Annotated in this window: 29 protein-coding genes; 13 read left to right on the top strand and 16 right to left on the bottom strand. The window is 63.4% G+C overall.

Features of this window, described 5'->3' with window-relative positions; all coding sequences use genetic code 11:
* Positions 1–213 precede the first annotated feature (213 nt).
* The 6 genes from QD356_RS00685 to zapE all read right to left on the bottom strand — a co-directional run bounded on the left by QD356_RS00685 (position 214) and on the right by zapE (position 5,339).
* Positions 214–1,026 (bottom strand): cytochrome c1, encoded by an 813-nt coding sequence (locus QD356_RS00685; protein WP_225996464.1) that lies wholly within the window; start codon positions 1,024–1,026, stop codon positions 214–216.
* Positions 1,023–2,285 carry a cytochrome bc complex cytochrome b subunit gene (locus QD356_RS00680; protein WP_107335416.1) on the bottom strand — a complete coding sequence of 421 codons (1,263 nt, stop codon included), beginning with the start codon at positions 2,283–2,285 and terminating at the stop codon, positions 1,023–1,025. Before QD356_RS00680 ends, QD356_RS00685 begins: the two co-directional genes overlap by 4 nt.
* On the bottom strand, positions 2,285–2,881 hold the full coding sequence (gene petA, locus QD356_RS00675) for a ubiquinol-cytochrome c reductase iron-sulfur subunit (RefSeq protein WP_043332520.1): 597 nt from the start codon (positions 2,879–2,881) through the stop codon (positions 2,285–2,287). The genes QD356_RS00680 and petA overlap by 1 nt, the downstream gene beginning before the upstream one ends.
* 217 nt (positions 2,882–3,098) lie before the next feature.
* Positions 3,099–3,488 (bottom strand): 30S ribosomal protein S9, encoded by a 390-nt coding sequence (gene rpsI / locus QD356_RS00670; protein ID WP_043332522.1) that lies wholly within the window; start codon positions 3,486–3,488, stop codon positions 3,099–3,101.
* 13 nt (positions 3,489–3,501) lie between these two features.
* Entirely contained in the window at positions 3,502–3,930 is a 429-nt protein-coding gene (rplM, locus tag QD356_RS00665; RefSeq protein WP_043332524.1) for a 50S ribosomal protein L13, read from the bottom strand.
* A gap of 251 nt (positions 3,931–4,181) precedes the next feature.
* Entirely contained in the window at positions 4,182–5,339 is a 1,158-nt protein-coding gene (gene zapE, locus QD356_RS00660; RefSeq protein WP_043332526.1) for a cell division protein ZapE, read from the bottom strand.
* A 554-nt stretch (positions 5,340–5,893) separates the two neighbouring features.
* Between zapE and QD356_RS00655 the strand changes: the two genes are divergently transcribed.
* A complete protein-coding gene (locus tag QD356_RS00655) occupies positions 5,894–6,346 on the top strand; it encodes a DUF1043 family protein (protein ID WP_043332529.1) in 453 nt (150 codons plus the stop codon).
* 88 nt (positions 6,347–6,434) lie between these two features.
* Here QD356_RS00655 and QD356_RS00650 read toward each other — a convergent pair whose 3' ends face one another.
* Complete coding sequence (locus QD356_RS00650; RefSeq protein ID WP_192838346.1) at positions 6,435–7,202, bottom strand: Nif3-like dinuclear metal center hexameric protein; 768 nt, start codon at positions 7,200–7,202, stop codon at positions 6,435–6,437.
* A 186-nt stretch (positions 7,203–7,388) separates the two neighbouring features.
* Here QD356_RS00650 and QD356_RS00645 point away from each other — a divergent pair, with 186 nt between their 5' ends.
* Positions 7,389–8,705, top strand: a complete 1,317-nt coding sequence (locus tag QD356_RS00645; RefSeq protein ID WP_192838345.1) for a Do family serine endopeptidase — start codon at positions 7,389–7,391, stop codon at positions 8,703–8,705.
* A gap of 135 nt (positions 8,706–8,840) precedes the next feature.
* On the opposite strand, the gene hisD is transcribed toward QD356_RS00645, so the two are convergent.
* The 9 genes from hisD to QD356_RS00600 form a co-directional block, all read right to left on the bottom strand.
* Positions 8,841–10,145 carry a histidinol dehydrogenase gene (hisD, locus tag QD356_RS00640; RefSeq protein ID WP_107335420.1) on the bottom strand — a complete coding sequence of 435 codons (1,305 nt, stop codon included), beginning with the start codon at positions 10,143–10,145 and terminating at the stop codon, positions 8,841–8,843.
* 179 nt (positions 10,146–10,324) lie between these two features.
* Positions 10,325–10,969 carry an ATP phosphoribosyltransferase gene (gene hisG, locus QD356_RS00635; protein WP_131431369.1) on the bottom strand — a complete coding sequence of 215 codons (645 nt, stop codon included), beginning with the start codon at positions 10,967–10,969 and terminating at the stop codon, positions 10,325–10,327.
* An 83-nt stretch (positions 10,970–11,052) separates the two neighbouring features.
* Positions 11,053–12,318: a UDP-N-acetylglucosamine 1-carboxyvinyltransferase gene (murA, locus tag QD356_RS00630; protein ID WP_192838344.1), complete on the bottom strand. Its 1,266-nt coding sequence runs from the start codon at positions 12,316–12,318 to the stop codon at positions 11,053–11,055.
* Between the two features lie 12 nt (positions 12,319–12,330).
* Positions 12,331–12,585 carry a BolA/IbaG family iron-sulfur metabolism protein gene (locus QD356_RS00625; protein ID WP_043332541.1) on the bottom strand — a complete coding sequence of 85 codons (255 nt, stop codon included), beginning with the start codon at positions 12,583–12,585 and terminating at the stop codon, positions 12,331–12,333.
* Positions 12,586–12,808: 223 nt separating this feature from the next.
* The gene (locus QD356_RS00620) at positions 12,809–13,180 is read right to left on the bottom strand and encodes an STAS domain-containing protein (protein WP_054555102.1); all 372 of its coding nucleotides are present in this window, start codon (positions 13,178–13,180) and stop codon (positions 12,809–12,811) included.
* A 14-nt stretch (positions 13,181–13,194) separates the two neighbouring features.
* On the bottom strand, positions 13,195–13,857 hold the full coding sequence (locus QD356_RS00615; protein WP_043332543.1) for an ABC transporter substrate-binding protein: 663 nt from the start codon (positions 13,855–13,857) through the stop codon (positions 13,195–13,197).
* Between the two features lie 139 nt (positions 13,858–13,996).
* Positions 13,997–14,461: an outer membrane lipid asymmetry maintenance protein MlaD gene (gene mlaD / locus QD356_RS00610; RefSeq protein WP_043332545.1), complete on the bottom strand. Its 465-nt coding sequence runs from the start codon at positions 14,459–14,461 to the stop codon at positions 13,997–13,999.
* Positions 14,461–15,261 carry a lipid asymmetry maintenance ABC transporter permease subunit MlaE gene (gene mlaE, locus QD356_RS00605; RefSeq protein WP_043332547.1) on the bottom strand — a complete coding sequence of 267 codons (801 nt, stop codon included), beginning with the start codon at positions 15,259–15,261 and terminating at the stop codon, positions 14,461–14,463. Before mlaE ends, mlaD begins: the two co-directional genes overlap by 1 nt.
* A complete protein-coding gene (locus QD356_RS00600; protein ID WP_082388135.1) occupies positions 15,258–16,178 on the bottom strand; it encodes an ATP-binding cassette domain-containing protein in 921 nt (306 codons plus the stop codon). The genes mlaE and QD356_RS00600 overlap by 4 nt, the downstream gene beginning before the upstream one ends.
* 315 nt (positions 16,179–16,493) lie before the next feature.
* On the opposite strand from QD356_RS00600, the gene QD356_RS00595 reads away from it, so the two are divergent.
* From QD356_RS00595 to QD356_RS00545, 11 genes are all read left to right on the top strand, one after another.
* Entirely contained in the window at positions 16,494–17,438 is a 945-nt protein-coding gene (locus QD356_RS00595; RefSeq protein ID WP_043332549.1) for a calcium/sodium antiporter, read from the top strand.
* Positions 17,439–17,537: 99 nt separating this feature from the next.
* Positions 17,538–18,605: a KpsF/GutQ family sugar-phosphate isomerase gene (locus tag QD356_RS00590; protein WP_192838343.1), complete on the top strand. Its 1,068-nt coding sequence runs from the start codon at positions 17,538–17,540 to the stop codon at positions 18,603–18,605.
* 126 nt (positions 18,606–18,731) lie between these two features.
* Complete coding sequence (locus tag QD356_RS00585; protein WP_052384400.1) at positions 18,732–19,301, top strand: HAD hydrolase family protein; 570 nt, start codon at positions 18,732–18,734, stop codon at positions 19,299–19,301.
* Positions 19,301–19,984, top strand: a complete 684-nt coding sequence (gene lptC, locus QD356_RS00580; protein WP_192838342.1) for an LPS export ABC transporter periplasmic protein LptC — start codon at positions 19,301–19,303, stop codon at positions 19,982–19,984. The genes QD356_RS00585 and lptC overlap by 1 nt, the downstream gene beginning before the upstream one ends.
* 108 nt (positions 19,985–20,092) lie before the next feature.
* Positions 20,093–20,671, top strand: coding sequence for a lipopolysaccharide transport periplasmic protein LptA (lptA, locus tag QD356_RS00575; protein WP_225996463.1), 579 nt, complete (start codon positions 20,093–20,095; stop codon positions 20,669–20,671).
* A 3-nt stretch (positions 20,672–20,674) separates the two neighbouring features.
* Complete coding sequence (gene lptB, locus QD356_RS00570; protein ID WP_043332551.1) at positions 20,675–21,415, top strand: LPS export ABC transporter ATP-binding protein; 741 nt, start codon at positions 20,675–20,677, stop codon at positions 21,413–21,415.
* Between the two features lie 233 nt (positions 21,416–21,648).
* Positions 21,649–23,097, top strand: a complete 1,449-nt coding sequence (locus QD356_RS00565; RefSeq protein ID WP_192838341.1) for an RNA polymerase factor sigma-54 — start codon at positions 21,649–21,651, stop codon at positions 23,095–23,097.
* Positions 23,098–23,757: 660 nt separating this feature from the next.
* On the top strand, positions 23,758–24,066 hold the full coding sequence (raiA, locus tag QD356_RS00560) for a ribosome-associated translation inhibitor RaiA (RefSeq protein WP_043332555.1): 309 nt from the start codon (positions 23,758–23,760) through the stop codon (positions 24,064–24,066).
* Positions 24,067–24,075: 9 nt separating this feature from the next.
* Positions 24,076–24,546, top strand: a complete 471-nt coding sequence (locus tag QD356_RS00555; RefSeq protein WP_043332557.1) for a PTS sugar transporter subunit IIA — start codon at positions 24,076–24,078, stop codon at positions 24,544–24,546.
* 137 nt (positions 24,547–24,683) lie between these two features.
* Positions 24,684–25,619 (top strand): RNase adapter RapZ, encoded by a 936-nt coding sequence (gene rapZ, locus QD356_RS00550; RefSeq protein WP_107335427.1) that lies wholly within the window; start codon positions 24,684–24,686, stop codon positions 25,617–25,619.
* Positions 25,606–25,875, top strand: a complete 270-nt coding sequence (locus QD356_RS00545) for an HPr family phosphocarrier protein (protein ID WP_043332560.1) — start codon at positions 25,606–25,608, stop codon at positions 25,873–25,875. The genes rapZ and QD356_RS00545 overlap by 14 nt, the downstream gene beginning before the upstream one ends.
* The last annotated feature ends 249 nt before the right edge of the window (positions 25,876–26,124 follow it).

Genomic DNA, 26,124 nt, shown 5'->3' with positions numbered 1-26,124 from the left:
AACTGTCCTCGCATCTGTTCGAGACATGCCCGTGTCAGCTTTTGGCCTGACAAACGGGGATAAGTTTCCTCTGGCCTGCCCTTGTCACAACGGGCCCTGCCAGAGGGTCAGCCTGCGCCACCTCAAGGCGACGCAAGCGGGCGCGCGACTGATCAGCCGCGCGCCCGTCACTGCCGGCTCGCCATTATCACTGAGACCCCGCCCCGGGGGCCATCAATGAATGTCGCGCCAGTATTCCTTCTTGAGAAGATACGCCAGCAAGGTAAAGATCAGAATGAATATTAACACCTTGGGGGCCATGCTCTCAGCCTTGAGTCGCGAAGGCTCGCCGACATAGGCCAGAAAATTGGTCAGATCCCACATTGCCTGATCAAACTCCCCTGCCGTCATGCTGCCAGGCTGGGTGATCTCTAGAATATCACAGGACGCATAACGCCCCGTGTCGGGATCGATCTCCGCCCCCGCTACCGCCAGGTCACTCTGTCCACAGACCTTTTCCTGCACGCCCTGCAGCGACTCCAGCACATGCGGCATACCGACCTGGGGGAAGACCGCATTGTTGACGCCCCACGGACGTGACGCATCGCGATAGAAGCTCTTCAGATATGTGTAGATCCAGTCCGTGCCGCGCAGACGCGCCTCGAGCGACAGATCCGGTGGCGGCGTGCCGAACCAGCCGGCCGCGTCTTCTTTCTGCATGCCCGTGCGCATGGTGTCATTGATCTTGAGCGCTGGCGAGAGAATCAGATATTGCTCGACCAGGTCCTCGGGCATCCCCAGGTCCTCTGCGGCACGCGAGTAACGCTGATACTGCAGGCTATGACAGCCGAGGCAGTAATTGGTGTAAAGCTGCATACCTCGCTGCAGCGAGGGCTGATCGTGCAGATCCGGCTGCATCGTCTCCAGCGGCACCGCGCTGCTCGCCGCGCTCACCATGCCCGACCCCATCAGGCTCACTACGGCCAGCAACCCTGCTGCCAGCCCGCGTTTGAGCCACTCCCTTGCCCCACCCATCAGCGCGCTCATCGGCCCGTCACCCTGTCAGGCACCGCTCGCGTCGTCTCGAAGCGCGTATACAGCGGCATCAGTATGAAGAAGGCGAAATATGCCACGGTCGCCAGCTGCGCGATGATCGTGCGCTCCTGCGTGGGCGGCATCACCCCCAGCACGCCCAGCGTCACGAAACTCACCACGAAGATGACGATGGCGATACGCGATAGCCAGCCCTTGTAGCGGATCGAGCGCACCGCCGAGCGATCCAGCCACGGCAGCACGAACAGGATGGCGATCGCCAACCCCATGACCACCACGCCCCAGAACTTGGCATCCACGCCGAACAGCGGGTAATTGACCGCGCGCAACATGGCGTAGAACGGCGTGAAGTACCACACCGGCGCAATGTGCTCGGGCGTCTTGAGCGAATTGGCCGGCTCGAAGTTCGGCGTCTCCAGGAAGTAGCCGCCGCCTTCGGGGAAGTAGAAGATCACCGCACAGAACACGAACAGGAAGACGCCGACGCCGACGAGGTCCTTCACCGTGTAATAGGGATGGAAGGGAATGCCATCCAGCGGCTGCCCCGCCTCATCCTTCCTGTCCTTGATCTCGATGCCATCGGGGTTGTTCGAGCCCACCTCGTGCAGCGCCACCAGATGCAGCACCACCAGCCCGACGATCACCAGCGGCAAGGCAATGACATGCAGCGCAAAGAAGCGGTTCAGGGTGATCCCCGAGATCAGGTAGTCGCCACGTATCATCTGCGCCAGGTCTGCCCCGATGACCGGAATCGCCGTGAACAGCGAGATGATTACCTGCGCGCCCCAGTAGGACATCTGCCCCCAGGGCAGCAGATAGCCCATGAAGGCCTCGGCCATCAGCGCCAGATAGATGCACATGCCGAAGATCCATACCAGCTCGCGAGGCGCACGGTAGGAGCCATACAGCAGGCCACGGAACATGTGCAGATAGATGACCACGAAGAAGGCCGAGGCGCCGGTGGAATGCATGTAGCGGATCAGCCAGCCGTACTCCACATCGCGCATGATGTACTCGATGGAGGCAAAGGCCTCCTCGGCACTCGGCGTATAGCTCATCGTCAGCCAGATACCGGTCAATATCTGATTGACCAGCACCAGCAAGGCCAGCGAGCCGAAGAAGTAGAAGAAGTTGAAGTTCTTCGGCGCGTAGTAGCCGGTCAGATGGTCCTGCAGAAACTGGGTGGCCGGCAGGCGATCATCGATCCAGCGCATGATGCCGCGTGGCGCCTTGGCACGGTTTGGATTCCCCATCAGGCAGCCTCCTCGTCGACACCCACCACCAGCACCTGCTCACTCTCGTAGCGATGCGGCGGCACCTCCAGATTCGAAGGCGCCGGCACCCCGGTGAAGACTCGCCCGGCGAGATCGAACTTGGACCCATGGCAGGCACACAGATAGCCGCCCGGCCAGTCCGCGCCGAGATCCGCCGCGCCGATCTCGGGACGATAGCCAGGCGAGCAGCCCAGGTGCGTGCAGATACCCACCAACACCACATATTCCGGCTTGATGGAACGCAGCACGGCATCGACATACGGGGGCTGCTGGGGACGCAGTGACTCGGGGTCCTGCAGCTCTGCGGGGGGGATGGCACGGATATCGGCGATCATCTCGGGGGTGCGACGCACCACCCACACCGGTTTGCCGCGCCATTCGATGGTCATCTGCTGGCCGGGAGCCAGCCGCGAGATATCCGCCGTGACAGGTGCGCCTGCCGCACGGGCACGCGCACTTGGCTGCCAGGACGCCAGGAAGGGCGTTGCGATACCGACCACCCCTACCGCCCCGACCACGGTGGTTGCGCTGACGAGGAAGCGGCGTCGCCCTCGGTTCACAGCTTGATCTGACATTTTATTGTTATCTCCCAAACACTACCGCTTGATGCTGGGCCATCCACTTGCCGAGCACTTGATGCTTGCTTGTATTAAAGGGCAAGAACAGAGCGCTCACAACTCAAGAAAGCCACCTTGACCAAAGCCGCTTTCGTCAATCGTGCAGCGAGACCGCAAAAAAAACGTCCAGCACCCTTGCGGGCACTGGACGTTCTTGTGGTCGACGCGAGTTCTCTTAACGCTTGGAGAACTGCGGACGACGACGGGCCTTGCGCAGGCCGACTTTCTTACGCTCGACTTCACGGGCGTCACGAGTGACGTAACCGGCGGCGCGGAGGGCCGGACGGAAGTCTTCGTTGTAAGCCATCAGGGCACGAGTGATGCCGTGACGGATAGCGCCGGCTTGAGCAGAACCACCACCACCAGCAACAGTGACGTAGACGTCGAACTGTTCGGTAGTTTCGGTCAGCTCGAGCGGCTGACGAACAACCATGCGGCCTGTCACACGACCGAAGTAGTCGTTCAGGTCACGCTGGTTGACGGTGATTTTGCCGGTGCCCGGCTTCAGGAAGACGCGCGCGGTAGAAGTCTTGCGGCGCCCGGTACCGTAGTGCTGCTGTGTCATGGCGATGCTTCCCTCAGATGTTCAGTTCTTGCGGCTGCTGCGCAGCGTGCGGATGCTCGGAGCCAGCATAGACTTTCAGCTTGGACTGCATGGCACGACCCAGCGGGCCCTTCGGCAGCATGCCCTTGACAGCCAGTTCGATCACGCGCTCAGGCTTGTGCTCGATCATCTGGTTGAAGTTCATGGAGCGCAGGCCGCCCGGGTAACCGGTGTGACGGTAGTAGGTCTTGGCTTCTGCCTTGCGACCAGTCACAGCGACTTTCTCGGCATTGATGACGACGATGTAATCGCCAGTATCAACGTGCGGAGTGTACTCGGCTTTATGCTTGCCGCGCAGGCGACGAGCAATTTCGGTAGCCATACGGCCCAGCGTCTTGCCGGCTGCGTCGACGACGAACCAGTCACGCTGGACGGACTGCGGCTTAGCAGTAAACGTCTTCATGGATGAATCACCTATAGTCGGGTCTTGCACTTGTGTGCGCGACCAATCCCTATTTTTCTTGGTTGTCCGACGTCTGGCAGCGAGCGGCGTGCTGCTTGCGCAGTCACTGACCTCTCATCTCCAGACTGCCCTCGCCCATCAGGAGTGAATGACTCAGGATGGCTCGAGAACCGGTCAACAGTTCGAGCGAGCGCGCATTGTACATGTCATGCCCGCCTACCACAAAGGCTATTTTGCCCTTGCCGCAGGTCTCACGGCTTGTGCGGCAGCGCGAGATACTCACGCGATTGCATTTCCTGCAGACGTGACAGCGTGCGCTGGAATTCGAAATCCAGGTTGCCGCCGGTATAGAGGTCCTCGACGGGCGTCGCGGCGCTCATCAGCAGCTTGACGCCACGGTCATAGAACTCATCGACCATGTTGATGAAACGACGCACCTGGTCGTCGCTGTCGCGCCCCATCTGCGGCACCTCGGATACCAGCACGGTGTGGAACTCACGCGCCAGCTCGATGTAGTCATTCTGGCTACGCGGGCCATCACACAGCTCATCGAAGTGGAACCACACCACGTCTTCATGGCGACGCAGGGCGTGCAGCACGCGATGATTGATGCTCAAGCCTTCATCGGCATGGCCTTCGGCACCGGCGATGGAGCGGAATTCCCGCGCCAGCCGCGCGGCACTGTCGTCGCCCAGCGGGCTATGGAAGAGCTCGGCGTGCTCCAGCGCGCGCAGGCGGTAGTCGATGCCGGAATCGACATTGACCACCGTGCAGTGACGCTTGACCAGGTCGATCGCCGGCAGGAAGCGCGCCCGCTGCAGGCCGTCCTTGTAGAGGTCATCCGGCACGATATTGGAGGTCGCGACCAGCACCACACCCTGCTTGAACAGCTCTTCGAACAGGGTGGCGAGAATCATCGCATCGGTGATGTCCTTGACGAAGAATTCGTCAAAGCAGATCACGCGCGCCTCGACGGCGAACTTGGCCGCCACCAGAGTCAGCGGGTTCTTCTCGCCCTTGTAGTGGCCGAGTTCATTGTGGACACGCTGCATGAAGCGGTGGAAGTGCGTGCGCATCTTGTCGGCAAACGGCAGGCTCTCGTAGAAGGTATCGACGAGATAGGTCTTGCCACGTCCCACGCCGCCCCAGAAGTAGAGGCCCATGATCTCGGGCGCTTCATCGACAGGCGCCGTGCGTGACGGCTTGCCGAACAGACGACGCACCTTGGAGCCCAGCCCGCCGCCACCCGTCGCGTCGGACACCTTGTCGGGCGTCTGGCGCGGTGTGCGCACGAGGTCGTCGTAGAGACGCTGCAGATGGCGAACCGCATCTTCCTGGGCGGCATCGTAGGCAAAGTCATCACGCTTGAGGTCTGCCTGGTACTTCTCGAGAGGCGTCGGTGCTGGCATTGAGAAACCCGCTGCAGGTCAGGCGCCACGCACTGGCGCACGCCTGACATGAAAGGAACAAGATCACGCCTGACCCGACACGGCGGGCAGGCAAGGACGAAATTGCGCGGCATTATACGCCTTGATGGCCACTTTACCCACTCACCGACCAGCAATCGGCTGCGCGACGTGGCTTTCGCCGCGCGCATTGCTCGCAGGGCGTGAGCTGGCATCCGCCCACACCCCGCCGGCTGCGCCGACAGGCGACCAAGGTCGCGCGCCGCGTGAATTGACGCATCGCTGCACCACACCGATATAATGGCGCGTGGACGCTTTTGAAACGCAAGCGGCACGAAAGACCGGATCACGAAAGACCGAGCCACGAAAGACCGAGCAAAGAAAGAGACACGCAAGACTGACGCAAGAAGGACAGCGGCAAGCGGCGCTGACCTGCTGGACACCAGACCGATCCCGAGATCGGCGTGATGGAACATCATTGAATACCGGCATCGTATCTCAGCGCTACCATGCCCCAGCGGTGACGATCACCGCAGTCGTGACACAAGGAGAGCGACGTGAACGAGAGCAACATTGACTGGATCCTGGCCATTGCCTGTTTTCTGGCTGGCATCGGTATCGGCGCCTTGTGCTACCACCTGCTGAATGCCAACGTGGCCCGCAACCAGAAGACCCGCCAGAAGCTGGCTGAGCGCGAGCTGGAGCTGACCCAGTTCCGCGATGCCCTCAACGACCACTTTTCCAAGGCCAGCGACCTGACCGACCAGATCCAGCGCGCCGGCAATGAGCTGCGCCAGCATCTGGCCACTGGCGCCACCGCGCTGTGCGATGACAGCCAGCTCAAGCGCCGCCTGCTGGACACTGACACCACGCCGGACGACAGCGAGACCGACAAGGTCGACCTGCCGCGTGATTACGCCGACAACCGTGGCACCCTGTCAGAGGACTTCGGCCTCAAGCCGCAACCGAGTGAAGGCGAGACACCGGCTACCAACCCGCCGCGTATCTGATCGCCCTGCTGTCGTGAACCTCTCACGGCATCTGAAAACGACAACGGCCACCTCTCGAGGTGGCCGTTGTCGTTTCCGGCATCAGATGTCACGCCGGGTTGTCGATATCCACAAAGCGATGCTCCACACCATGCTCGGTCGCCAGCCACTCGCCGAGGGCCCGCACACCGTCACGCTCGGTCGCATGATGACCCGCCGCAAAGTAGGTCACTCCCTCTTCGCGGGCGCTATGGGTGGTGCGCTCGGAAATCTCGCCCGAGAGGAAGGCATCGACGCCGGCTTCGATGGCCAGGCCGATATAGTCCTGAGCGCCGCCGGTGCACCAGGCAATGCGCTTGATGGGGCGATCATGGCCGGCCACGACCAGCACCTCACGCCCGAGACGCCGGCTGAACTCGGCCCCCAGCGCGGTGCTGTCCAGCCCCTCCACCTCAGCGGCCAGACGCCCGACATGCACCAGACCACGCCCGGGCACGCCATCCAGACAACCTTCACTGATCAGCCCCAGACGCTCGGCCAGCTGGGCATTGTTGCCAAGTGTCGGATGCGCATCCAACGGCAGGTGATAGGCCGCCAGATTGATGTCATTGGCCAGCAAGGTCTTGAGGCGCCGACGCTTCATGCCGGTGATCTGGGCCGGCTCGTTCTTCCAGAAGTAGCCGTGGTGCACCAGCACCAGGTCGGCCTGCCAGGCGAGCGCCTCATCAAGCAGCGCCTGACTGGCCGTCACGCCGGTCAACACGCGGCGCACCTCACGGCGCCCCTCCACCTGCAAGCTATTGACGGTATAGTCCTTGAAGGCCTGCGCCTCCAGACAGCCATCCAGCGCCTTCATCAGCGTGTCACGATCAGCCATTGGGCCTCCAGCAGTCAGAGTCATCGAGTGTTACACTGGCGAGCATTGTAACGGCGCATCGGCGCCATGTAAGCGTGTCGCGCCTTGACCGGGGCCATCCCTTCGCGTGGCACGTGGATCTTCAGGCTTTTCATCTTCATGTCCGCAGCATCGCGTCGGTGCGCGGACTTTTTATCAGGAAATCCGATGCCCCGTTCTCTTCGCAGCACACTGCTCCCGCTACTGTGGCCCGTCGTCACCGGCGTCCTGCTGGCCGTCGTCGTGCTGGACCGCTTTCCGACGCTGGGCCTGGGCGAGCCCGCCCCGCAGCAGAACGAGCAGGCAGGCAACACCCCCTACCCGAGCCCGTCACAGAACCCTGCCGCCAATCAGCAGGTGCTGCCGCCTCCGAGCCTGACGCTGTCAGCGGCGCAGCGCGAGGAGTCGGCAGACCCGGTACTACGTGAAGCACCGCCGCTGCAGCGCAACAGCGGCCCGGCCAGCTATCAGGCCGCGGTGGACGCCGCCGCACCGGCGGTGGTCAACATCTACTCCTCGCGCGAGATCAAGGACGACAGCAAGCATCCGCTGATGTCCGATCCCTTCTTCAACCAGTTCTACGGGGAAGACGCCCTGCGCAGCCAGCGCATGCTGTCGAGCCTGGGCTCCGGCGTCATTCTCTCCAGTGACGGCTATATCCTGACCAACAACCACGTCATCCAGGGCGCCGACCAGATTCAGGTCGCCCTGCGCGATGGCCGCGAGACATTCGCCAAGGTCGTGGGTGTGGACCCGGAATCCGACCTCGCGGCGCTCAAGATCGACCTCGACAACCTGCCCACCGTTGCGATCGCCGATTCCACCCAGGTCCACGTCGGCGATGTCTCGCTGGCGATCGGCAACCCCTTCGGGGTCGGCCAGACGGTCACCATGGGCATCATCTCGGCCACCGGACGCAACCATCTTGGCCTGAACGCCTATGAAGACTTCATCCAGACCGATGCCGCGATCAACCCCGGCAACTCCGGCGGCGCGCTGATCAACACCGACGGCTCACTGGTCGGCATCAATACCGCCATCTATTCGCGCTCCGGCGGCTCGCAGGGCATCGGCTTCGCCATCCCCGCCAACCTGGCGCGCGACATCCTCGAATCGCTGGTCGACCACGGCCGCGTGATTCGGGGCTGGCTGGGACTGGAGGTACAGGAGCTGACACCGTCGCTGGCGCACTCCTTCGGCCTGAGCGCCCCGCAAGGCGTGGTGGTGGCCGCCGTGCTGCGTAACGGCCCTGCCGCGCGCGCCGGCCTGCGCCCGGGCGATATCCTGACCGCCATCGGCGGCAAGCGCCTGCTGGATGCTCGCCTGGCCATGGCCGACATCGCCGCCGTCAAACCCGGCAATGCGCTGGAGTTGCGCCTGCTGCGTGACGGCAAGACGCTGGACATCGACGTCAAGGTCGGCGAGCGCCCGATTCCCGACAACACGGCGGCGGCCGTCGAGCCGTCCCTGCAGGACAAGGGCTGAAGCGGGGTCTCGGCGTGACGCCTTGAGCAGAACACCCGCCCCATGATGACAAAAAGCCCCGCGACGGAGTCCGTCGCGGGGCTTTTTTTACTGACAAGACAAGGCTCAGCCTCAGTCTCAGTTTCTGGCTCAGGCTCAGTCGAGAATGCGATTCTCGGCACTGCGCGCGTGCGCCGTCAGCGACTCGCCACGTGCCAGTACCGAGGCGGTACGCCCAAGCACTGACGCGCCCTCTGGCGAGCACTGGATCAGCGAGGAGCGCTTCTGGAAGTCATAGACGCCCAGCGGCGAGGAGAAGCGCGCGGTGCCGGAGGTCGGCAGCACGTGATTCGGCCCGGCGCAGTAATCACCCAGCGCCTCGGAGGTGTGCGAGCCCATGAAGATGGCGCCGGCGTGACGCACGCCCTCGACCCACTCCTCGGGATTCGCCACCGAGAGCTCCAGGTGCTCCGGCGCGATGCGGTTGGTCAGCTCCAGTGCCTGCTCCGGTCCGCTGACGCGAATCAGGGCGCCGCGCTCACGCAGCGAGGTCAGGATGATCTCGGCACGCTCCATGGTCGGCGCCAGACGCTCGATGGAGGCCTCGACGGCGGCCAGGTGCTCGTCATCCCACCCGATCAGGATCGCCTGGGCATCTTCGTCGTGCTCGGCCTGGGAGAACAGGTCCATCGCCAGCCAGTCCGGGTCGGTCACGCCATCGCTGACCACCAGAATCTCGGACGGCCCGGCGATCATGTCGATACCGACCTGACCGAACACCGCACGCTTGGCAGTCGCCACGTAGATGTTGCCGGGGCCGACGATCTTGTCGACGCGCGGCACGGTCTCGGTGCCATAGGCCAGTGCCGCGACGGCCTGGGCGCCGCCGATGGTGAAGACACGATCGATACCCGCCAGGTGCGCCGCGGCCAGCACCAGCTCATTGACCACGCCGTCCGGCGTCGGCACGACCATGATGATCTCGCGCACGCCCGCGACATGCGCCGGAATCGCGTTCATCAGCACGGAAGACGGATAGGCCGCCTTGCCGCCCGGCACGTAGATCCCGGCGCGGTCCAGCGGCGTGACCTTCTGGCCCAGCAGGCTGCCGTGCTCGTCCTTGAAGGACCAGCTTTCCGGCTTCTGATGCTCGTGATAGACACGCACACGCTCGGCAGCCACGGCCAGCGCCTCGCGTTGATCCGCCGGCAGGTCGGCATAGGCCTGGGCCAGACGCTCGGCACCGATGACCAGCTCGGCCATGCTCGAGACATTCAGGCGGTCGAAGCGGTTGGAGAACTCCACCAGCGCCGCATCGCCTTCCTGCTTGACGCGCGCGAGGATGTCGGTGACACGATGCTGTACCTCGGCATCGGACACGCCCTCCCATGACAGCAAGCGGTCCAGGCGGGCAGTAAAATCGGTATCACGGCTATCAAGCCGGTTGATCAAGGTATCCATGCGAACCTCTTTTCTCATTGCTTGGCAGAGAAGGCTGAACCGGACGGGCACTGTCCAGCGCCTGCCCGCATCATCGTAATGAGCACGGGAGGCAGCTGGCGTTTCGAGAGTCATCTTCTGCCACGGTCATCTATGCGACCTTGGGTATCCATCGGGTCGATGCCGACAGCACGCGGCCATCACGCCTCTCGGCGGACTTCCACGGCCTGACGCAGGCGATCGATCAGCGGCTTGAGGCGATCGTGCTTCATGGTCATGGCGGCCTTGTTGACCACCAGGCGCGTGCTGATGTCGGTGATCAGCTCGCGCGGCTCCATGCCGTTGGCGCGCAGGGTGTTGCCGGTGTCGACGATATCGACGATCTCGTCGGCCAGATTCATCAGCGGGGCCAGTTCCATCGCGCCGTAGAGCTTGATGACCTCGGCCTGGATGCCCTGCTCGGCGTAATAGCGACGCGCGACATCGACGAACTTGGTCGCGACACGGCGGCGAGCGCCCTGCTGCTGCTGACCGACGACACCGGCGGTCATCAGGCGACACTTGGCGATTTCCAGGTCCAGCGGCTCGTACAGGCCTTCGGCACCATGCTCGAGCAGCACGTCCTTGCCGGCGATACCGAGATCGGCGGCACCCAGCTGCACGTAGGTCGGCACGTCGGTGGCACGGATGATGACCAGCTTGACGTCCGGCAGATTGGTATCGAAGAGCAGCTTGCGGCTCTTGTCGAGATCTTCCAGCGGCTCGATGCCAGCGTCAGCCAGCAGCGGCAGGGTTTCCTTGAGGATACGCCCCTTGGAGAGGGCGACGACCAGTTGCTTGCTCATGGGGTATTCGCCCGTGCTTGTACGTAGGAATTCGGCACGCGCTGCCGGTCAATCAAGGCCGACAGCGCGAGGTGGGGCACTGATCAGCCGGCGGAGCGACGGATGATCACGTTCAGCCCGGACAGCTTCTCTTCGATGCACTCGTAACCGCGGTCGATGTGATAGATGCGGTCGACCATGGTCTCGCCGTCGGCGACGATCGCCGCGATCACCAGCGAGGCAGAGGCGCGCAGGTCCGTCGCCATCACCGGCGCACCGGACAGGCGCTCGGTGCCGGTCACGACTGCGGTGTTGCCCTCGAGGGCGATGTGGGCGCCCATGCGGTTGAGCTCCTGCACGTGCATGAAGCGGTTCTCGAAGATGGTCTCGATCACGGTGCTGGTGCCTTCCGCGACCGCATTCATCGCCACGAACTGGGCCTGCATGTCGGTGGGGAATGCCGGGTACGGCGCCGTGCGGATATTGACCGCCTTCGGGCGCTTGCCGTGCATGTCAAGCTCAATCCAGTCATCACCAGTGGTGATGGTGGCACCAGCTTCTTCCAGCTTGGCCAGTACGGCGTCCAGGGTGTCGGCACGCGTACGCGTGACACGCACCTTGCCACGCGAGGCAGCCGCCGCGACCAGGAAGGTACCGGTCTCGATGCGGTCCGGCATGACGGAGTATTCACAGCCGTGCAGCCTCTCGACACCGTCGATGACGATGGTGTCGGAGCCCTGGCCCGTGATCCTGGCGCCCATGGCGATCAGGCACTCGGCCAGATCGACGACTTCCGGCTCACGCGCGGCGTTTTCCAGCACGGTGCGGCCATCGGCCAGGGTCGCGGCCATCAGCAGGTTCTCGGTGCCGGTGACGGTCACGACGTCAAAGACGATGCGCGCGCCCTTCAGGCGGCCACCCGGCGCCTTGGCGCGGATGTAGCCATTCTCGACCGTGATCTCGGCCCCCATCGCCTCCAGGCCACGGATGTGCAGATCCACCGGACGCGAACCGATGGCGCAGCCACCCGGCAGCGAGACTTCGGCACTGCCGAAGTGCGCCAGCAGCGGGCCCAGCACCAGAATCGAGGCACGCATCTTCTTGACCAGATCATAGGGCGCGTGACAATGCTCGACCTTGGAGCCATCCAGCTGCACGGTCATGTTGTCGCCCATCACCGGCTCGACGCCCATGCGCCCGAGCAGCTCGAGGCTGGTCGTGATGTCCTGCAGATGCGGCAGGTTGCTGATGGTCACGGGACCTTCCGACAGCAGCGTGGCTGCCAGAATGGGCAGTGCCGAATTCTTGGCGCCGCTGGCCCAGACTTCCCCGTTGACCGGCCCGTTGCCAGTGATGATCAGCTTATCCATGAAATGTTCCGGTCAACCCTGAGCGTTGCCGGCGGCAGCTTCGAACTGCGCCGGGGTATAGGTACGAATGCTGATGGCATGCAGCGCGCCAGAGCGGATCTCGTCATTGAGTGCGGAGTAGACCAGCTGCTGGGCCTTGACGCGGCTCAGCTCGGCAAAGACATCTCCCACGGCGACGACCTGGAAATTGCAGCCCTCACCCTGGATATGAAAATCGACGTTCTCGATACGAGCCTCGAGCAGGGCCTTGACATCATTCGGTTGCATGACGGGCGGTGACTCCTTCGCGGTACATGTCGGGATCGTGGCAGGGAATCCTTGCGCGACGATCGATGCGATATGACCGCACATGGTAATCAAAAGCGCGCGGGAACGCGATTGGCAGTCAATCGCTGCCTCCACGTTGCCGCGCGCATGAATGGCGATACGGACAAGCCTCGAGCCTCCAGCAGAGCGGTGCGGCCTGACAGACGGTCAGGCCGCCGCTGACTCAGGACGTCTCGAGTGACAGCGGGGGCTCGGCGCTGATCTCGGCGACATTCAGCCCCGGCAGCAGGTTTTCCAGTCCGGAGACTGCCGCCAGTCGGCTCAATGCAGGAGACAGCGCGAGGTGAGCGACATGCCCACCATGCTCCGCCAGATGGCGCTGCCACTCGAGCAGTACGCTCAGGGTGGCGGTACTGGCGCTATCCACGCCGCACAGATCGATGGAAACCCCATCCTCGCGGCGCCCCAGCCATTTCCTGCCGGAATCCGCCAGCTCTGCGGCATTATCGAAATCCGGCTGGCCACTCAGGCTCAGCCGTGCGTCACCGGCTTCCAGCGTGACGCCCTCGCGATCGAAGAGAGTTTTCATGGTCATGGCGACGACAGGGCTCAGCTGTTGCCCTGATCCCCCTCACCCTTCTCGAGGTCGACATCCGGCTGCCAGCCCTTGATGACGGCATCGATGTCGCGGCCGTTGTCACGCATGGCCTGATCGAACTGGTTGCGGAAGGTCAGGCCCAGGTTGACGCCGTTGACGATCACGTTGACCACCTTCCACTCGTCGTTGCGCAGACGCATGGAATAGGCCACCGGGTAGACCTTGCCCTTGGTATCGACCACGTCCATGTAGACGGTGTCCTGGTCTTCATAGCGACGCTCGCCTTCGCTGTCCTTCACGTCCAGCCTGGCGTAATCGAAGCTCACCAGACCCTTGGCGTAGGTGCCGATCAGGGTGTCATGGAAGACCTTGGAGAATTCGGTGCGCTGCTCAGGAGAGGCGCCCTTGAAGTACTTGCCCATCACGCTGGCGGCGATGTAGCGATAATCCACCACCGGCTTCAGCGCGGAATCCACCAGGGTTTCCAGCTCGTCGACGTTGTCCTTGTAGTAGCTCTCGCGGCTATCGATCTTGGTGGTCAGGCCCTCGACCGTGTCGCGCAGCAGCACGTCCGGCTCCTGCGGGGCGGCCATGGCCAGCGGGCTCAGCGCCATCAGCGCGGACAGGCTCAGCACGCTCAACGGACGAATCAGCTTCTTGAGGCTAGAGGTCATCAGGGTTGCTCCTTGAAAATGTGCATCGTGCTCGAACGTGAAACCGCAGGCACCGAGTCAGGTCTTCCGGTGCATCACACGCGTGCGCCGGATGCCTGCACTTGGATGAACAGCGCATCGAGAATCAACGCTTCGAGAATCAGCTCTTCGAAAAATTGGACACGAACTGCTGGATCAACTCTTCCAGCACCAGTGCAGACTGGGTATCGCGAATGGTATCGCCGTCCTCCAGCACGTCCGGGTCTCCCCCGGTGCTCAGGCCGATGTACTGCTCGCCCAGCAGGCCGGACGTCAGGATGGCGGCGGTGGTGTCCTTGCTCAGCTTGCCACGCAGGCTGCTGTCGAGCTTCATCGTGACACGGGCGTCAAACCACTTCGGGTCCAGCTCGATCTTCTCGACGCTGCCGACGGCAACACCTGCCATCGTGACCTTTGACCGCGCCTTGAGGCTTCCGATCCCTGAGAAGTTGGCATTGAGCACGAAGGTGTCATCGGCCTGCTGGAACGTGACGCCGCTGACACGCAGCCCCAGGAAGACCATTCCCAGGAAACCAGCGAGTATGAACAGGCCCACGCCGAACTCGAGCATGCGGGTACGTTTCATCAAATCTCTCCGAACATGACGGCCGTGAGGACAAAGTCGAGTCCCAGCACCGCCAAAGATGAATAAACCACGGTACGTGTGGTGGCGCGCGAAATGCCTTCCGAGGTCGGGATCAGGTCATAGCCCTGGAAGACGGCGATCCAGCTGACCACCAGCCCGAAGACCAGTGACTTGATGACGCCGTTCATGACATCACCGATGAAATCGACGTTCGACTGCATGCTGCTCCAGTAGGCGCCCTCGTAGATGCCCAGCCAGTCGACCCCCACCAGCTTGCCGCCCCAGATGCCGACGACACTGAAGCCGATGGTCAGCAGCGGCAGCGAGACGAAACCGGCCCACAGGCGCGGCGCGACGATGCGCTTGAGCGGATCGACGCCGATCATCTCCATGCTGGTCAACTGCTCGGTGGCCTTCATCAGGCCGATCTCCGCCGTCAGCGCCGACCCCGCACGCCCGGCAAACAGCAAGGCCGCGACCACAGGCGCCAGCTCACGCAGCAGTGACAGCGACACCATCTGCCCCAGCGCCTCCTCGGCGCCGAAACCGACCAGAATGGTGTAGCCCTGCAGCGCCAGCACCATGCCGATGAACAGCCCCGAGACCAGCACGATGGCCAGCGACAGCACACCGACGAAGTGCATCTGCCGCACCCACAGGCCGATGCCCTCACGGGACGGAATGCCGATACCGGCCTGTACCAGCAGCATGCCGGCACGCCCGATGGCCGCGATCACGTCGATGCTGCTGCGGCCCAGTGACGTGATGGCCCCGAGCGGGCCACGATTCAGACCACTCATGACTCTCTCCTGCGGGTTGCCGATTCGCGACCATCGAGAATGTCGCCGGCGAAGTCCGGGGCGGGATAATGGAAGGGCACCGGGCCATCCGGCTTGCCGTGGATGAACTGGGCCACGCGCGGGTCCGATTCGGCGTTCAGCGCCTCGGGGGTGCCCTGCGCCATCACCTTGCCATCGGCGATCACATAGACGTAATCGGCGATGGTCAGCGTTTCCTTGATGTCGTGCGAGACCACCAGCGCCGTCATGCCCAGCGCATCATTGAGGCGCCGGATCAGATTGACCAGCACGCCCATCGAGATGGGGTCCTGCCCGGCAAAGGGCTCGTCGTACATGATGAGGTCCGGGTCCAGCGCGATGGCTCGCGCCAGCGCCACACGCCGCGTCATGCCGCCGGAGAGTTCGGCCGGCATCAATTCACGCGCGCCGCGCAGCCCGACGGACTCGAGCTTGATCAGCACGATGTCACGAATCATCGCATCGGGGAGGTCGGTGTGGACGCGCAGCGGGAAGGCGACGTTCTCGAACACGCTCAGGTCGGAGAACAGGGCACCGCTCTGAAACAGCATGCCCATGCGACGGCGCATGCGAAACAGCTCGCGCCGCGACAGGCCATGCACGTGCAAGCCGGCGATCTCGACGCGCCCCGCCGAGGGCGTCAACTGACCGCCGATCAACTTGAGCAGTGTCGTCTTGCCGGTACCGGAAGGCCCCATGATGGCGGTTATCTTGCCGCGCGGGATCTTGAGGTCGATGCCGGAGAATATCTCGCGTTCTCCACGGGTGAACCGCAGGCCTTCAACACGAATCAGGGCATCATCGAGATTGATCTCGCCTGCCGCGCCGCGTGAAGAAGCCTGCGCATCCTGGCCGTCCGCACCCGTCCGGGTTGCGGTCTGACCGGGCAAATCAGTCATAGAAGCATCCGCTGTGAGGGACCTTCGCCGTGACGAGCCACACGCTGTCGGCTCGTGAACAGGTCGAATGTCCGAGTCATGGGATCCAAGGATCAAGTTAGTTAGCGAACATCGTATCCGAACCCACCCCTGTGCCGCCAGTCTCATCAAGGCAACAGAGCCGTGCCGCGGGTGGTGATGCGCTCAACAATGCGCTCGGCAACACGCTCGACAATGGGAACATGGCCGCTGTCTTGCAAAGGATTGGGGGGATGCGTTTAATGGCGCGGTTCCCGGCGATATGCCACCGCCCTGCCCCCTGCCCCGAGAGTTCTGATGCTATATCCCATCCTTGCAGTCGTCATCGGCCTGATTGGTCTTGTCTGGAGTGCTGATCGCTTCGTCGAAGGAGCCGCGGCCACTGCGTGGCGCGCCGGGATGAGCAAACTGCTGATCGGGATGACGATCGTCTCCGTCGGCACCTCTGCCCCCGAGATCGTCGTCTCCATCATGGCCTCTCTTGATGGCACTCCGGATATCGCGACCGGCAATGCGCTGGGCTCCAACATCGCCAATATCGGCCTGGTGCTCGGCGTCACGGCGCTGATCGCCCCGATTCCGGTGCATTTCGGGCTGGTGCGCCGCGAGCTGCCGCTGCTGCTGGCGGCCACGGCGCTGGGCGGTTATGCGCTGTCCAACAGCGGGCTCGAGCGTCTCGATGGCATCCTGTTGCTGGCCCTGCTGGTCTTCACGCTGGTGTGGCTGTTCAAGGTCGATTCGCCGAGCGAGGCGGAAAGCCAGGATGACGTGCCCGAGATGAGCACCGGACGCGCCATCTTCTGGCTGCTGGTCGGGCTGGCGGTGCTGATCGCCAGCTCGCGTGCGCTGGTGTGGGGGGCGACCGACATCGCCCAGGCACTCGGCGTGCCGGAATTGATCATCGGCCTGACCGTGATCGCCATCGGCACCAGCCTGCCGGAACTGGCCGCCAGCGTGGCCAGCGCCCTCAAGCGCCATCACGACATCGCCATCGGCAACGTCATCGGCTCCAACCTGTTCAACATCCTCGCCGTGCTGCCCGTGCCAGGCCTGCTGGCGCCGGGTCCGGTGGATGGCAGCGCCATCAGCCGTGACTATCCGGTGATGCTGGGGCTGACGCTGCTGCTGGCCGCGCTGCTCATCTGGCAGCGCCGTGGGCGCATCGGCCGCGGCCCAGGTGTTATCCTGCTCGCCTGCTATCTGGCCTACACGGCCTGGCTTGCCATCAGCCTGACTCGCTGACGGCAGCGTCTTCATCATCGTTTGCCACGCCGCCGCGCGGGATGACACGCCCTTTCCGCGCGGTTTGAGCCCTGGCCAACCACAGGCAACAATTCGATCATGACCGAGCCTTCCAGCACCCCGCACGCCACCGCGCCTGGCGCTTCTGCTTCAAGTCAATCCGCCGCCAGCCAGTCCGCCGCCGATGAGACTCCGGCCAGCCAGGCGGATTTTCGCGCCAGCGCCCGCCGCACCTTCGCCATTGAGGAAGCGGCCATCGCCGCGCTCGAAAGCCATCTCGATGACGACTTCGACCGCGCCTGTCAGCTGATGCTGGCCACCAAGGGCCGCGTCATCGTCACCGGCATGGGCAAATCCGGCCATGTCGCCAGCAAGATCGCCGCCACCCTGGCCAGCACCGGCACGCCGGCCTTCTTCGTCCACCCCGGTGAAGCCAGCCATGGCGACCTGGGCATGATCACGCCGGCCGATGTGGTGCTGGCGCTGTCCAACTCCGGAGAGACCGCCGAGGTCACGGCGCTGCTGCCGCTCTTGAAGCGCATGGGCACCCCGCTGGTCTCGATGACCGGCAAGCCCGGCTCGACCCTGGCGCGTGACGCCGATGCACATCTGGACACCAGCGTCGCCCAGGAAGCCTGCCCGCTGAATCTGGCACCGACCGCCTCGACCACCGCTGCGCTGGTGATGGGCGACGCCCTGGCGGTGGCACTGCTGGAGGCCCGCGGCTTCACTGCCGAGGAATTCGCGCTTTCCCATCCGGGCGGCAGCCTGGGCCGCCGCCTGCTGCTGCGGGTTCAGGACGTGATGCACCATGGCGACGCCCTGCCGCGCGTGGCACTCGGCAGCCCGCTGCGCGATGCGCTGCTCGAGATCACGCGTCAGGGCATGGGCTTCACCTGCGTGATCGATGATGACGACCACCTGGTCGGCGTCTATACCGATGGTGACCTGCGCCGCACCCTCGACCAGCACGGCGATCTGCGCGCGCTGAAGGTCGATGATGTCATGACCCGTGGCGGCAAGACCGTGCGCGCCAGCATGCTGGCCGCCGAAGCGGTGCGCATCATGGAAGAAAACCGCATCAGCGTTCTGGTAGTCTGTGACGAGGATGAGCACCCCATCGGAGCCATCCATATGCACGGCCTGCTGGCCAGCGGCGTGATCTGAACTCCCGCGGGCGATCGCTGTCTCTGTTCGACGGCAGACCGTCCCGGCAAGACGCTACCGCTCAACGCCCATCAGCGCCGTTCACAGGACAGCGTCAAGCATGCACGGAGTGCGAGGAGAAAGACCATGAGCGACACGAATTCCCTGAGCGAAGAATATCCGCAGGACATCATCGACCGCGCACGCCGCGTGCGTCTGCTGGCGCTGGATGTCGATGGCGTGCTCACCGACAACCGCCTGCACTACGATGCCAACGGCGTCGAGACCAAATCCTTCCACGTCCAGGATGGCCATGGCCTCAAGCTGGTGCTGCGCAGTGGCGTTCGCGTCGCGCTGATCACCGGCCGCAGCTCGCCGATGGTCGAGCGTCGCGCCAAGGAACTGGGCATTCAGGATGTCATCCAGGGCCGTGAAGACAAGCTGGTCGCGTTGACCGACCTGTGCCGCGAGCACGGGATCGAGCTGGAAGAAGTCGCCTATTGTGGCGATGACCTGCCGGACCGCGAGGCCATTCGTCGTGTCGGTCTCGGCGTCAGCGTGCCCAACGCCATGGCCTACGTGATGAGCGAGGCCAACTGGGTCACCTCACGCCAGGGCGGCGATGGCGCCGTGCGCGAGCTCTGTGATCTGCTGCTCAAGGCACAGGGCCACTGGGCCTCGGTGCTGGACACCTACCTGCAGGAGTCGCGTCCCTGATGTTACGTCTGCCCCGCCCTTCTCCGCGTCTCTGGCTGATGCTGCTGTTGCTGCTCGTCGGTGGCGTGCTGGCGCTGATCGAGCAGCGCAACAGCCTGGAATCGACCGTCAACGTCGAGGTCGACAGCAGTGAGCCGGATTACTATCTCGACGGGGCAGACATGACACGCTTCGATGGGCGCGGCGTGGCGATCCAGTCCATGACCTCGCCGCATATCGAGCACACGCCAGGCGATGACGTGACCCGGGCGCAGACCCCGAAGATTCGCACCAACGACAGTGAAGACCGCCGCTGGTATGCCACGGGTGACAGTGGCGTGTTGAGTGCCGGCGGCGACACCTTCACCCTCGAGGGCAATGCCAGACTGCGCCAGCCCGATGACCGCTGGACCCTCGATACCGATGTCCTGCACTACAGCCGTGACCAGAATCGCGCTTGGAGTGACGTGCCGGTCGTGATCACCCAGAATGGCCAGCATGTCGAAAGCGACAGCTTCAGCGCCGACCTCTCACAGGATTCCGCCGTGCTGCAGGGCCGTGTTCGCAGCGTCCTGCAACCCGGCACAGGCCAGAGCGAGGCCAGCAAGGAAGCCGAGCGCATCGACTCGGCCACCGACAGCACCACCTCCGATGATGGGCGCGTCAACAGCACCTTCGAGGCAGCGCCTGCCAGCGGTGAATGAACCCGCCGGGCTGGCCGTCACGCCATGACCCGCGCCGCAACACCTTCTTCTCTGCCGCTCGATGGCATCATTGCTCGGGCGGCGACCCCGTCATGCCAAGGAGCCACCATGACTTCCACGACTCGCAAGCCCTTGACGGCCTGTCGCCAGACCCTCAACAGCGGTGTCATGGCGCTCTGCCTGGCACTGGGTATGTCCACCTTCGCCCCGGCCGCCATGGCGCTGGACAGCGATGCCAGCCAGCCGATCAACATCGCCGCGGACGCCCTGTCGCTCGATGACAAGGCCGGCACCGCCACCTACACCGGCCAGGTGGAAATGCGCCAGGGCAGCATGAAACTCGATGCCAGCCGCGTCGATATCAGTCGCGCCGGCAGCGGCGAGATCTCGCTGGTCAAGGCCACCGGCAAGCGTGCCTACCTGGAACAGCAACCCGCACCCGACGAGAAGCTGGTCAAGGGCTGGGCCGACACCATCCGCTACCATGCGCTGGAGCGCCGCGTGGAGCTGGTCGGCAATGCGCGTCTCGAGAAAGGCGATGACACCTTCGAAGGCGGCTACGTGGAGTACTTCCTCGACAAGCGCCAGGTGAACGCCAACAACAGCAAGACGGCACAGCAGACCGAAGGCGGTCGCGTGCACATGACCCTGACGCCGCGCGGCACCAATGCCAGCAAGGAAAACTGAGTCATGACTGCTGCTACTCCGCGTACGCTGAGCGCTCGCCATCTGGCCAAGGCCTACAAGGGCCGCAAGGTGGTCAAGGACATCTCGCTGGAGATCCGCCAAGGCGACATCGTCGGCCTGCTGGGCCCCAACGGCGCCGGCAAGACGACCTCGTTCTACATGATCGTCGGACTGGTGCGCGCCGATGCCGGCAACGTCTCCATCGATGACAAGGACCTCTCCGCTGCCGCCATGCATCAGCGTGCACGCGCCGGCATCGGCTATCTGCCGCAGGAAGCGTCGATCTTCCGCAAGCTGTCGGTGGCCGACAACATCATGGCGATTCTGGAGACCCGCAAGGACCTGGATCGCAATGGCCGCAAGGCACGCCTTGAAGAGTTGCTCGAGGAATTCAGCATCACGCACATCCGCGCCAGCGCCGGTATGAGCCTGTCCGGTGGTGAGCGTCGACGGGTCGAGATCGCCCGGGCGCTTGCCACCGAGCCGGACTTCGTACTGCTCGATGAGCCCTTTGCCGGCGTCGACCCCATCTCGGTGGGCGAGATCAAGAGCATCGTGCGCCAACTGCGCGATCGTGGCATCGGTGTGCTGATCACCGACCACAACGTGCGCGAGACACTCGATATCTGTGACACCGCCTATATCGTCGGCGATGGCCAGATCATCGCCCACGGTGACGCGGACTCCATCCTGGCCAACCAGCAGGTGCGCGACGTCTACCTGGGTCACGAGTTCACGCTCTAGGGTCAGCGGCTGCGCTGAGTCCTCGCGAGGCAAAAGCTTCAAAAGCCGCTGCGTGATTTTATCGCGTAGCGGCTTTTTCATGTCTGACATCAGACGCATGCATGACGTCCATACCACCTTGGTGGAAACATGGCATGCAAGTTGCTTGAATATTCACGACAACCACTTGTCAGTGCCCCGAGTCACGGTATAGCGTAGTAAGCACGTTCCTTTGCCGTGAATTGACTGACTCCATGAAACCCACCCTGCAACTCCGCCTCGGCACCTCGCTGACCATGACGCCGCAGCTCCAGCAAGCGATCCAGCTGCTGCAGCTGTCGACGCTCGACCTGCGTCAGGAGATTCAGCAAGCCCTCGAGTCCAACCCCATGTTGGAGCTCGACGAGGACTACGAGTCGCTGGATGTCGTCGAGACACAGGATTCGAGCGAGATCTCCACTGCCGACTCCTCGAGCGAGATTCCCGAGGAATACCCCCTCGACAGTGACTGGTCGGACCTCTACCAGGACCACGCCGGTAGCCTGACCAGCTCCGGCAGTGGCAGCGGGAGCGAGGAAGGGCCGGACTTCGATCGCAATACCAGCGTCGAGAGCCTGCAGGACCACCTGCGCTGGCAGCTGGCGATGACCGACCTCGATGGCCGTGAACGCCAGATGGCGGAGAGCCTGATCGATGCCGTCGACGGTGCCGGCTATCTGAGCCTGTCTCTCGATGAGCTGGTCGATGGCCTGCGTGGCCAGGGCCTGCCCGGCCTCAAGGCCTCCGAGCTCGAGCAGGTATTGCTGCGTCTGCAGCAGTTCGACCCGACCGGCGTCTTTGCCCGTGATCTGCGCGAATGCCTGCTGCTGCAACTGGCGCTGCTGCCGGATGATCTGCCGCTGCTGGCGCAGGCGCGCCGCCTGGTACGCCAATTCCTCGAGGCACTGGGCAACGATGATCGCAAGCTGCTCAAGCGGCGCCTGAGCCTTGACGATGACGAGCTGGACCACGTCATCCGCCTGGTGCGCGCGCTCGATCCGCGTCCGGCATCCGCCTGGGGCGAGCCCGCCAGCGATTACGTGATCCCTGATCTGCTGGTGCGCCATACCCGGCATGGCTGGCAGGTCGAGCTCAACCCGGAAGCGCTGCCCAAGCTGCGCATCCAGCCGGAATACGCCGCACTGATCAAGCGTGCCGACAAGTCCGCCGACAACACCTTTCTCAAGGACAACCTGCAGGAAGCGCGCTGGCTGATGAAGAGCCTGTCATCACGCAATGACACCCTGCTCAAGGTCGGCCGCGAGATCATGGCACGCCAGATCGACTTCCTCGAGCAAGGCGAGGAAGGCATGAAGCCGCTGATTCTGGCCAACATCGCCGAAGTGGTCGAGATGCACGAATCGACCATCTCGCGGGTCACGACCCAGAAGTACATCCACACCCCGCGCGGCGTCTTCGAGCTCAAGTTCTTCTTCTCGAGCCAGGTCGGTGGCAGCGGCAATGGCGACGCTCACTCAAGCACCGCCATTCGTGCCCGCATCCGCAAGCTGATCGCGGAAGAGCCGGCCCGCAAGCCTCTCTCCGACTCGCGGCTGGTCGATCTGCTCGCCAGCGATGGCATCGAGGTCGCACGTCGTACCGTGGCCAAGTATCGCGAAGCGATGGGCATCCCCTCCTCCAGCGAGCGCAAGCGTCTGGCCTGACCCGTCACCTGCGGCTGCCATGCCCTGCTTTCACCTCCACAATGGCAGCCGCCGCCAACCTCAAGCGCTGGATTTTCCGCTCATCAGCCTCTGACTTCGCGGGCAGCGGTACGCCTGTCGCGTTCCCTGTCATCCCGGCAACCGCTCGCCAATTGCCCGTCATGGCACATGACGGCGCGCAGGATGACGGTAAAAAACCGCCGTTACGGCAGCGTCATTCACCGTCAATCGCATGTTTTTAAAGTCACTTTTGCGCGTATTGCACCTGGATGACACCCGGTGAACCTCCCGGAACGCCGCTTGCTCCACGCAATCGGAGCGCCTGAAAGGTGACGTACATGCAGGGATTGGCGACGAAAACCCGCCTTCTTGCGCGTCTTTCACGCACCACCCACCAGACGTGCCCTTGAAGTCCACTCCGATACCCCTCACTGAGTTGAAGACAAGCACTGAGCCACGATGCAGCGCAGCGTTGATCTTTGCGCAAAGCTTGGGCATTGTCGGTACAGACGCTCACGACATCTGACGCCACTGGCAAGGGTGCGAAAACATCGCCAGACGGTGGCCGTCAAGCCTGTTGCAGAGCGTCCGATCAGGGTTTGCTCGTAGTCAAAAAGGGTTACAATTGAATGGCAACCCGCTGGATAAAGGAGCGTGTCCATGCAAGTGAATATCACCGGGCATCATGTGGAACTTACCGATCCTCTCCGCGATTACGTCAACGAGAAGCTCGCTCGCCTCGAACGGCATTACGACAACATCACCAATGTTCAGGTGACTCTGTCGATCGAGAAGGAGCGCCAGCAGGCTGCCTGCACCTTGCATGCGGCAGGCGCTGACCTCCACGCCCTGGCAGAAGACCCCAACATGTACGCTGCCATCGACGCGCTCGCCGACAAGCTGGATCGCCAGCTGGTCAAACACAAGGAAAAGTCCCAGGCTCGCTCTCAGGGCACCGGGACCCGTTGACCTTCCGCCATGACACTTGATCAGATCCTTCCCCCCGAGCGCACGCTTTACGGTGTCCCCGGGGGGAGCAAGAAGCGGGTGCTTGAATTCTTCAGCACCTTCATCGCACAGAACATTCCCAGCCTGGATAGCCAGGAAGTCTTCTCGCGCCTGATCGGGCGCGAAAGACTGGGGTCGACCGGCATTGGCCACGGCGTGGCCGTGCCCCATGCACGCAGCCCGCATTGCAAGACGCCAATCGCTGCGTTTCTGAAGCTCGGTGAACCCATCGACTTCGATGCCATCGACGGAGAACCCATCGATCTGCTGTTCGTGCTGCTGGTGCCTGAGGAAGCGGATGAGACCCATCTGACGCTGCTCGGGCAGGTCGCGGAATTGCTCAATTCCCCGACCAATCGCTCGGCCCTGCGCCAAGCAGACAGCCAGCGTGCACTCTTTGAGGCATTGACCCAAGCCATCGCCGAATTACCGGCGCGCTGAATGACAGGCCCGGACATCGTCCGGGCTTTCGTCTTGCTGGCCTTCCATCGGCCGACGTACAGCGCACTGATAGCGGGCAGCCTTCTGCCCCACCCCTGCATTCTTTCGACGTTGACCTCGCCCTTGGAGAGCACTTCATGAAGATCGTGATCATCAGCGGCCGCTCCGGCTCCGGGAAATCCATCGCTCTCCAGGCGCTGGAAGATATTGGCTACTATGCCATCGACAATCTGCCCGGCATGCTGCTGGCGCCACTGGTCGATCAGCTCGAAAAGGACAGCCCGGCGCGTCGGCGCATCGCGGTCTCCATCGATGCCCGCAACCTGCCGGAAGCCTTGACCCGCTTCCCCGAATTGCTCGACAACGTCCGCCAGAGCGGCATGGACGTGCAGGTCGTCTACCTGACCACCGATTCGCGAGTGCTGCTGGAACGCTACTCGGCGACCCGTCGTCGTCACCCTCTGACGCGCGACAATGACCACACCCTGGCCGAGGCCATCGAGATCGAGCAGAAGACGCTCGCTCCCATCCGCCAGAAGGCCGACCTGGTCATCGACTCGACCAACCTGAGCGTGCACGACCTGCGCTCGCGGATCACCGAGCAGGTCGCCCAGCACAGCTCCCGCCACCTGACGCTGACCTTTGAATCCTTCGGCTTCAAGCATGGCGTGCCGACCGACGCCGACATGGTGTTCGATGCCCGCTGCCTGCCCAACCCGTACTGGGACATCAATCTGCGCGGCGATACCGGTCGCGACGACAGCGTGGCCGAATTCCTGCAGCGCTACCCCACCGTCCAGGCGATGCATGACGATATCGCCGGCTGGCTGGAACGCTGGCTGCCCGCCTATCAGGACAGCAATCGCAGCTACCTGACGGTATCCGTGGGCTGCACCGGCGGCCAGCATCGCAGCGTCTACCTGTGCGAGCAGCTGGCGAGCTACTTCGCCGAGCGCCTGCCTGAGGTGCGCCTGCGTCACCGCGAGCTGGGCATTCATACCGCGCTGAGCAACGCGGGTGAGGCGAGTGATCAGCAAGAACATCAGCAGGAGCATCGCGATGGCCTCTCGTGAGCTGACGCTGACCAACCGCCGCGGGCTGCATGCTCGCGCAGCCACCAAGCTGGTCAATTGCTGTGCGCCCTATTGCGCGACGGTGATGGTCAGCCATGGCGAGCGACGCGCCAATGCGGCCAATGTGATGGCATTGCTGATGCTGGCCGCGCCCTGCGGCACCACGCTATTGATCGATGTCGAGGGCGAACAGGCCGATGAGGCGATGCTGGCCATCGAGGCGCTGTTCGAGGCGCGTTTCGAGGAAGACGAATAACCGCCACTGACGGTGCTGTGCATTTGCGCTGTGCATTTGCGCTGTGCGCTCAGCCTTCCTTCCTCAGCCAGCTCGCTTCTTGGTCAACTATCTTTTCGGCCCGCTCGCTTATCGGCCAGCCCCCTCTGGCGGCCCCTCTGGCGAAAGCATTAACTGCTCATGCAGGATGCCTAGCGCCTGTTCCTGCACCGGTTCCTGCACCTGTCCTTGCGCCTACCCTTGTACCAATCCCAGCACCTATCCTTGCGC

Source organism: Cobetia sp. 2AS (assembly GCF_029846355.1).
In the GTDB taxonomy this organism is placed as follows: Bacteria; Pseudomonadota; Gammaproteobacteria; order Pseudomonadales; family Halomonadaceae; genus Cobetia; species Cobetia amphilecti.
This window is presented reverse-complemented; position numbering and strand designations above follow the sequence as displayed.

Bases quoted from the DNA above. Each gene is read 5' to 3' on its own strand.
- murA (WP_192838344.1), bottom strand. From the start codon at position 12,318: ATGGATAAGCTGATCATCACTGGCAACGGGCCGGTCAACGGGGAAGTC.
- QD356_RS00555 (WP_043332557.1), top strand. From the start codon at position 24,076: ATGACACTTGATCAGATCCTTCCCCCCGAGCGCACGCTTTACGGTGTC.
- QD356_RS00620 (WP_054555102.1), bottom strand. From the start codon at position 13,180: ATGACCATGAAAACTCTCTTCGATCGCGAGGGCGTCACGCTGGAAGCC.
- petA (WP_043332520.1), bottom strand. From the start codon at position 2,881: ATGTCAGATCAAGCTGTGAACCGAGGGCGACGCCGCTTCCTCGTCAGC.
- QD356_RS00600 (WP_082388135.1), bottom strand. From the start codon at position 16,178: ATGACTGATTTGCCCGGTCAGACCGCAACCCGGACGGGTGCGGACGGC.
- mlaD (WP_043332545.1), bottom strand. From the start codon at position 14,461: ATGAAACGTACCCGCATGCTCGAGTTCGGCGTGGGCCTGTTCATACTC.
- lptB (WP_043332551.1), top strand. From the start codon at position 20,675: ATGACTGCTGCTACTCCGCGTACGCTGAGCGCTCGCCATCTGGCCAAG.
- QD356_RS00595 (WP_043332549.1), top strand. From the start codon at position 16,494: ATGCTATATCCCATCCTTGCAGTCGTCATCGGCCTGATTGGTCTTGTC.
- lptC (WP_192838342.1), top strand. From the start codon at position 19,301: ATGTTACGTCTGCCCCGCCCTTCTCCGCGTCTCTGGCTGATGCTGCTG.
- lptA (WP_225996463.1), top strand. From the start codon at position 20,093: ATGACTTCCACGACTCGCAAGCCCTTGACGGCCTGTCGCCAGACCCTC.
- QD356_RS00585 (WP_052384400.1), top strand. From the start codon at position 18,732: ATGAGCGACACGAATTCCCTGAGCGAAGAATATCCGCAGGACATCATC.
- QD356_RS00545 (WP_043332560.1), top strand. From the start codon at position 25,606: ATGGCCTCTCGTGAGCTGACGCTGACCAACCGCCGCGGGCTGCATGCT.
- QD356_RS00680 (WP_107335416.1), bottom strand. From the start codon at position 2,285: ATGGGGAATCCAAACCGTGCCAAGGCGCCACGCGGCATCATGCGCTGG.
- QD356_RS00625 (WP_043332541.1), bottom strand. From the start codon at position 12,585: ATGCAACCGAATGATGTCAAGGCCCTGCTCGAGGCTCGTATCGAGAAC.
- QD356_RS00650 (WP_192838346.1), bottom strand. From the start codon at position 7,202: ATGGCTGATCGTGACACGCTGATGAAGGCGCTGGATGGCTGTCTGGAG.
- QD356_RS00565 (WP_192838341.1), top strand. From the start codon at position 21,649: ATGAAACCCACCCTGCAACTCCGCCTCGGCACCTCGCTGACCATGACG.
- raiA (WP_043332555.1), top strand. From the start codon at position 23,758: ATGCAAGTGAATATCACCGGGCATCATGTGGAACTTACCGATCCTCTC.
- mlaE (WP_043332547.1), bottom strand. From the start codon at position 15,261: ATGAGTGGTCTGAATCGTGGCCCGCTCGGGGCCATCACGTCACTGGGC.
- hisD (WP_107335420.1), bottom strand. From the start codon at position 10,145: ATGGATACCTTGATCAACCGGCTTGATAGCCGTGATACCGATTTTACT.
- QD356_RS00590 (WP_192838343.1), top strand. From the start codon at position 17,538: ATGACCGAGCCTTCCAGCACCCCGCACGCCACCGCGCCTGGCGCTTCT.
- rplM (WP_043332524.1), bottom strand. From the start codon at position 3,930: ATGAAGACGTTTACTGCTAAGCCGCAGTCCGTCCAGCGTGACTGGTTC.
- hisG (WP_131431369.1), bottom strand. From the start codon at position 10,969: ATGAGCAAGCAACTGGTCGTCGCCCTCTCCAAGGGGCGTATCCTCAAG.
- QD356_RS00645 (WP_192838345.1), top strand. From the start codon at position 7,389: ATGCCCCGTTCTCTTCGCAGCACACTGCTCCCGCTACTGTGGCCCGTC.
- rpsI (WP_043332522.1), bottom strand. From the start codon at position 3,488: ATGACACAGCAGCACTACGGTACCGGGCGCCGCAAGACTTCTACCGCG.
- QD356_RS00685 (WP_225996464.1), bottom strand. From the start codon at position 1,026: ATGAGCGCGCTGATGGGTGGGGCAAGGGAGTGGCTCAAACGCGGGCTG.
- rapZ (WP_107335427.1), top strand. From the start codon at position 24,684: ATGAAGATCGTGATCATCAGCGGCCGCTCCGGCTCCGGGAAATCCATC.
- zapE (WP_043332526.1), bottom strand. From the start codon at position 5,339: ATGCCAGCACCGACGCCTCTCGAGAAGTACCAGGCAGACCTCAAGCGT.
- QD356_RS00615 (WP_043332543.1), bottom strand. From the start codon at position 13,857: ATGACCTCTAGCCTCAAGAAGCTGATTCGTCCGTTGAGCGTGCTGAGC.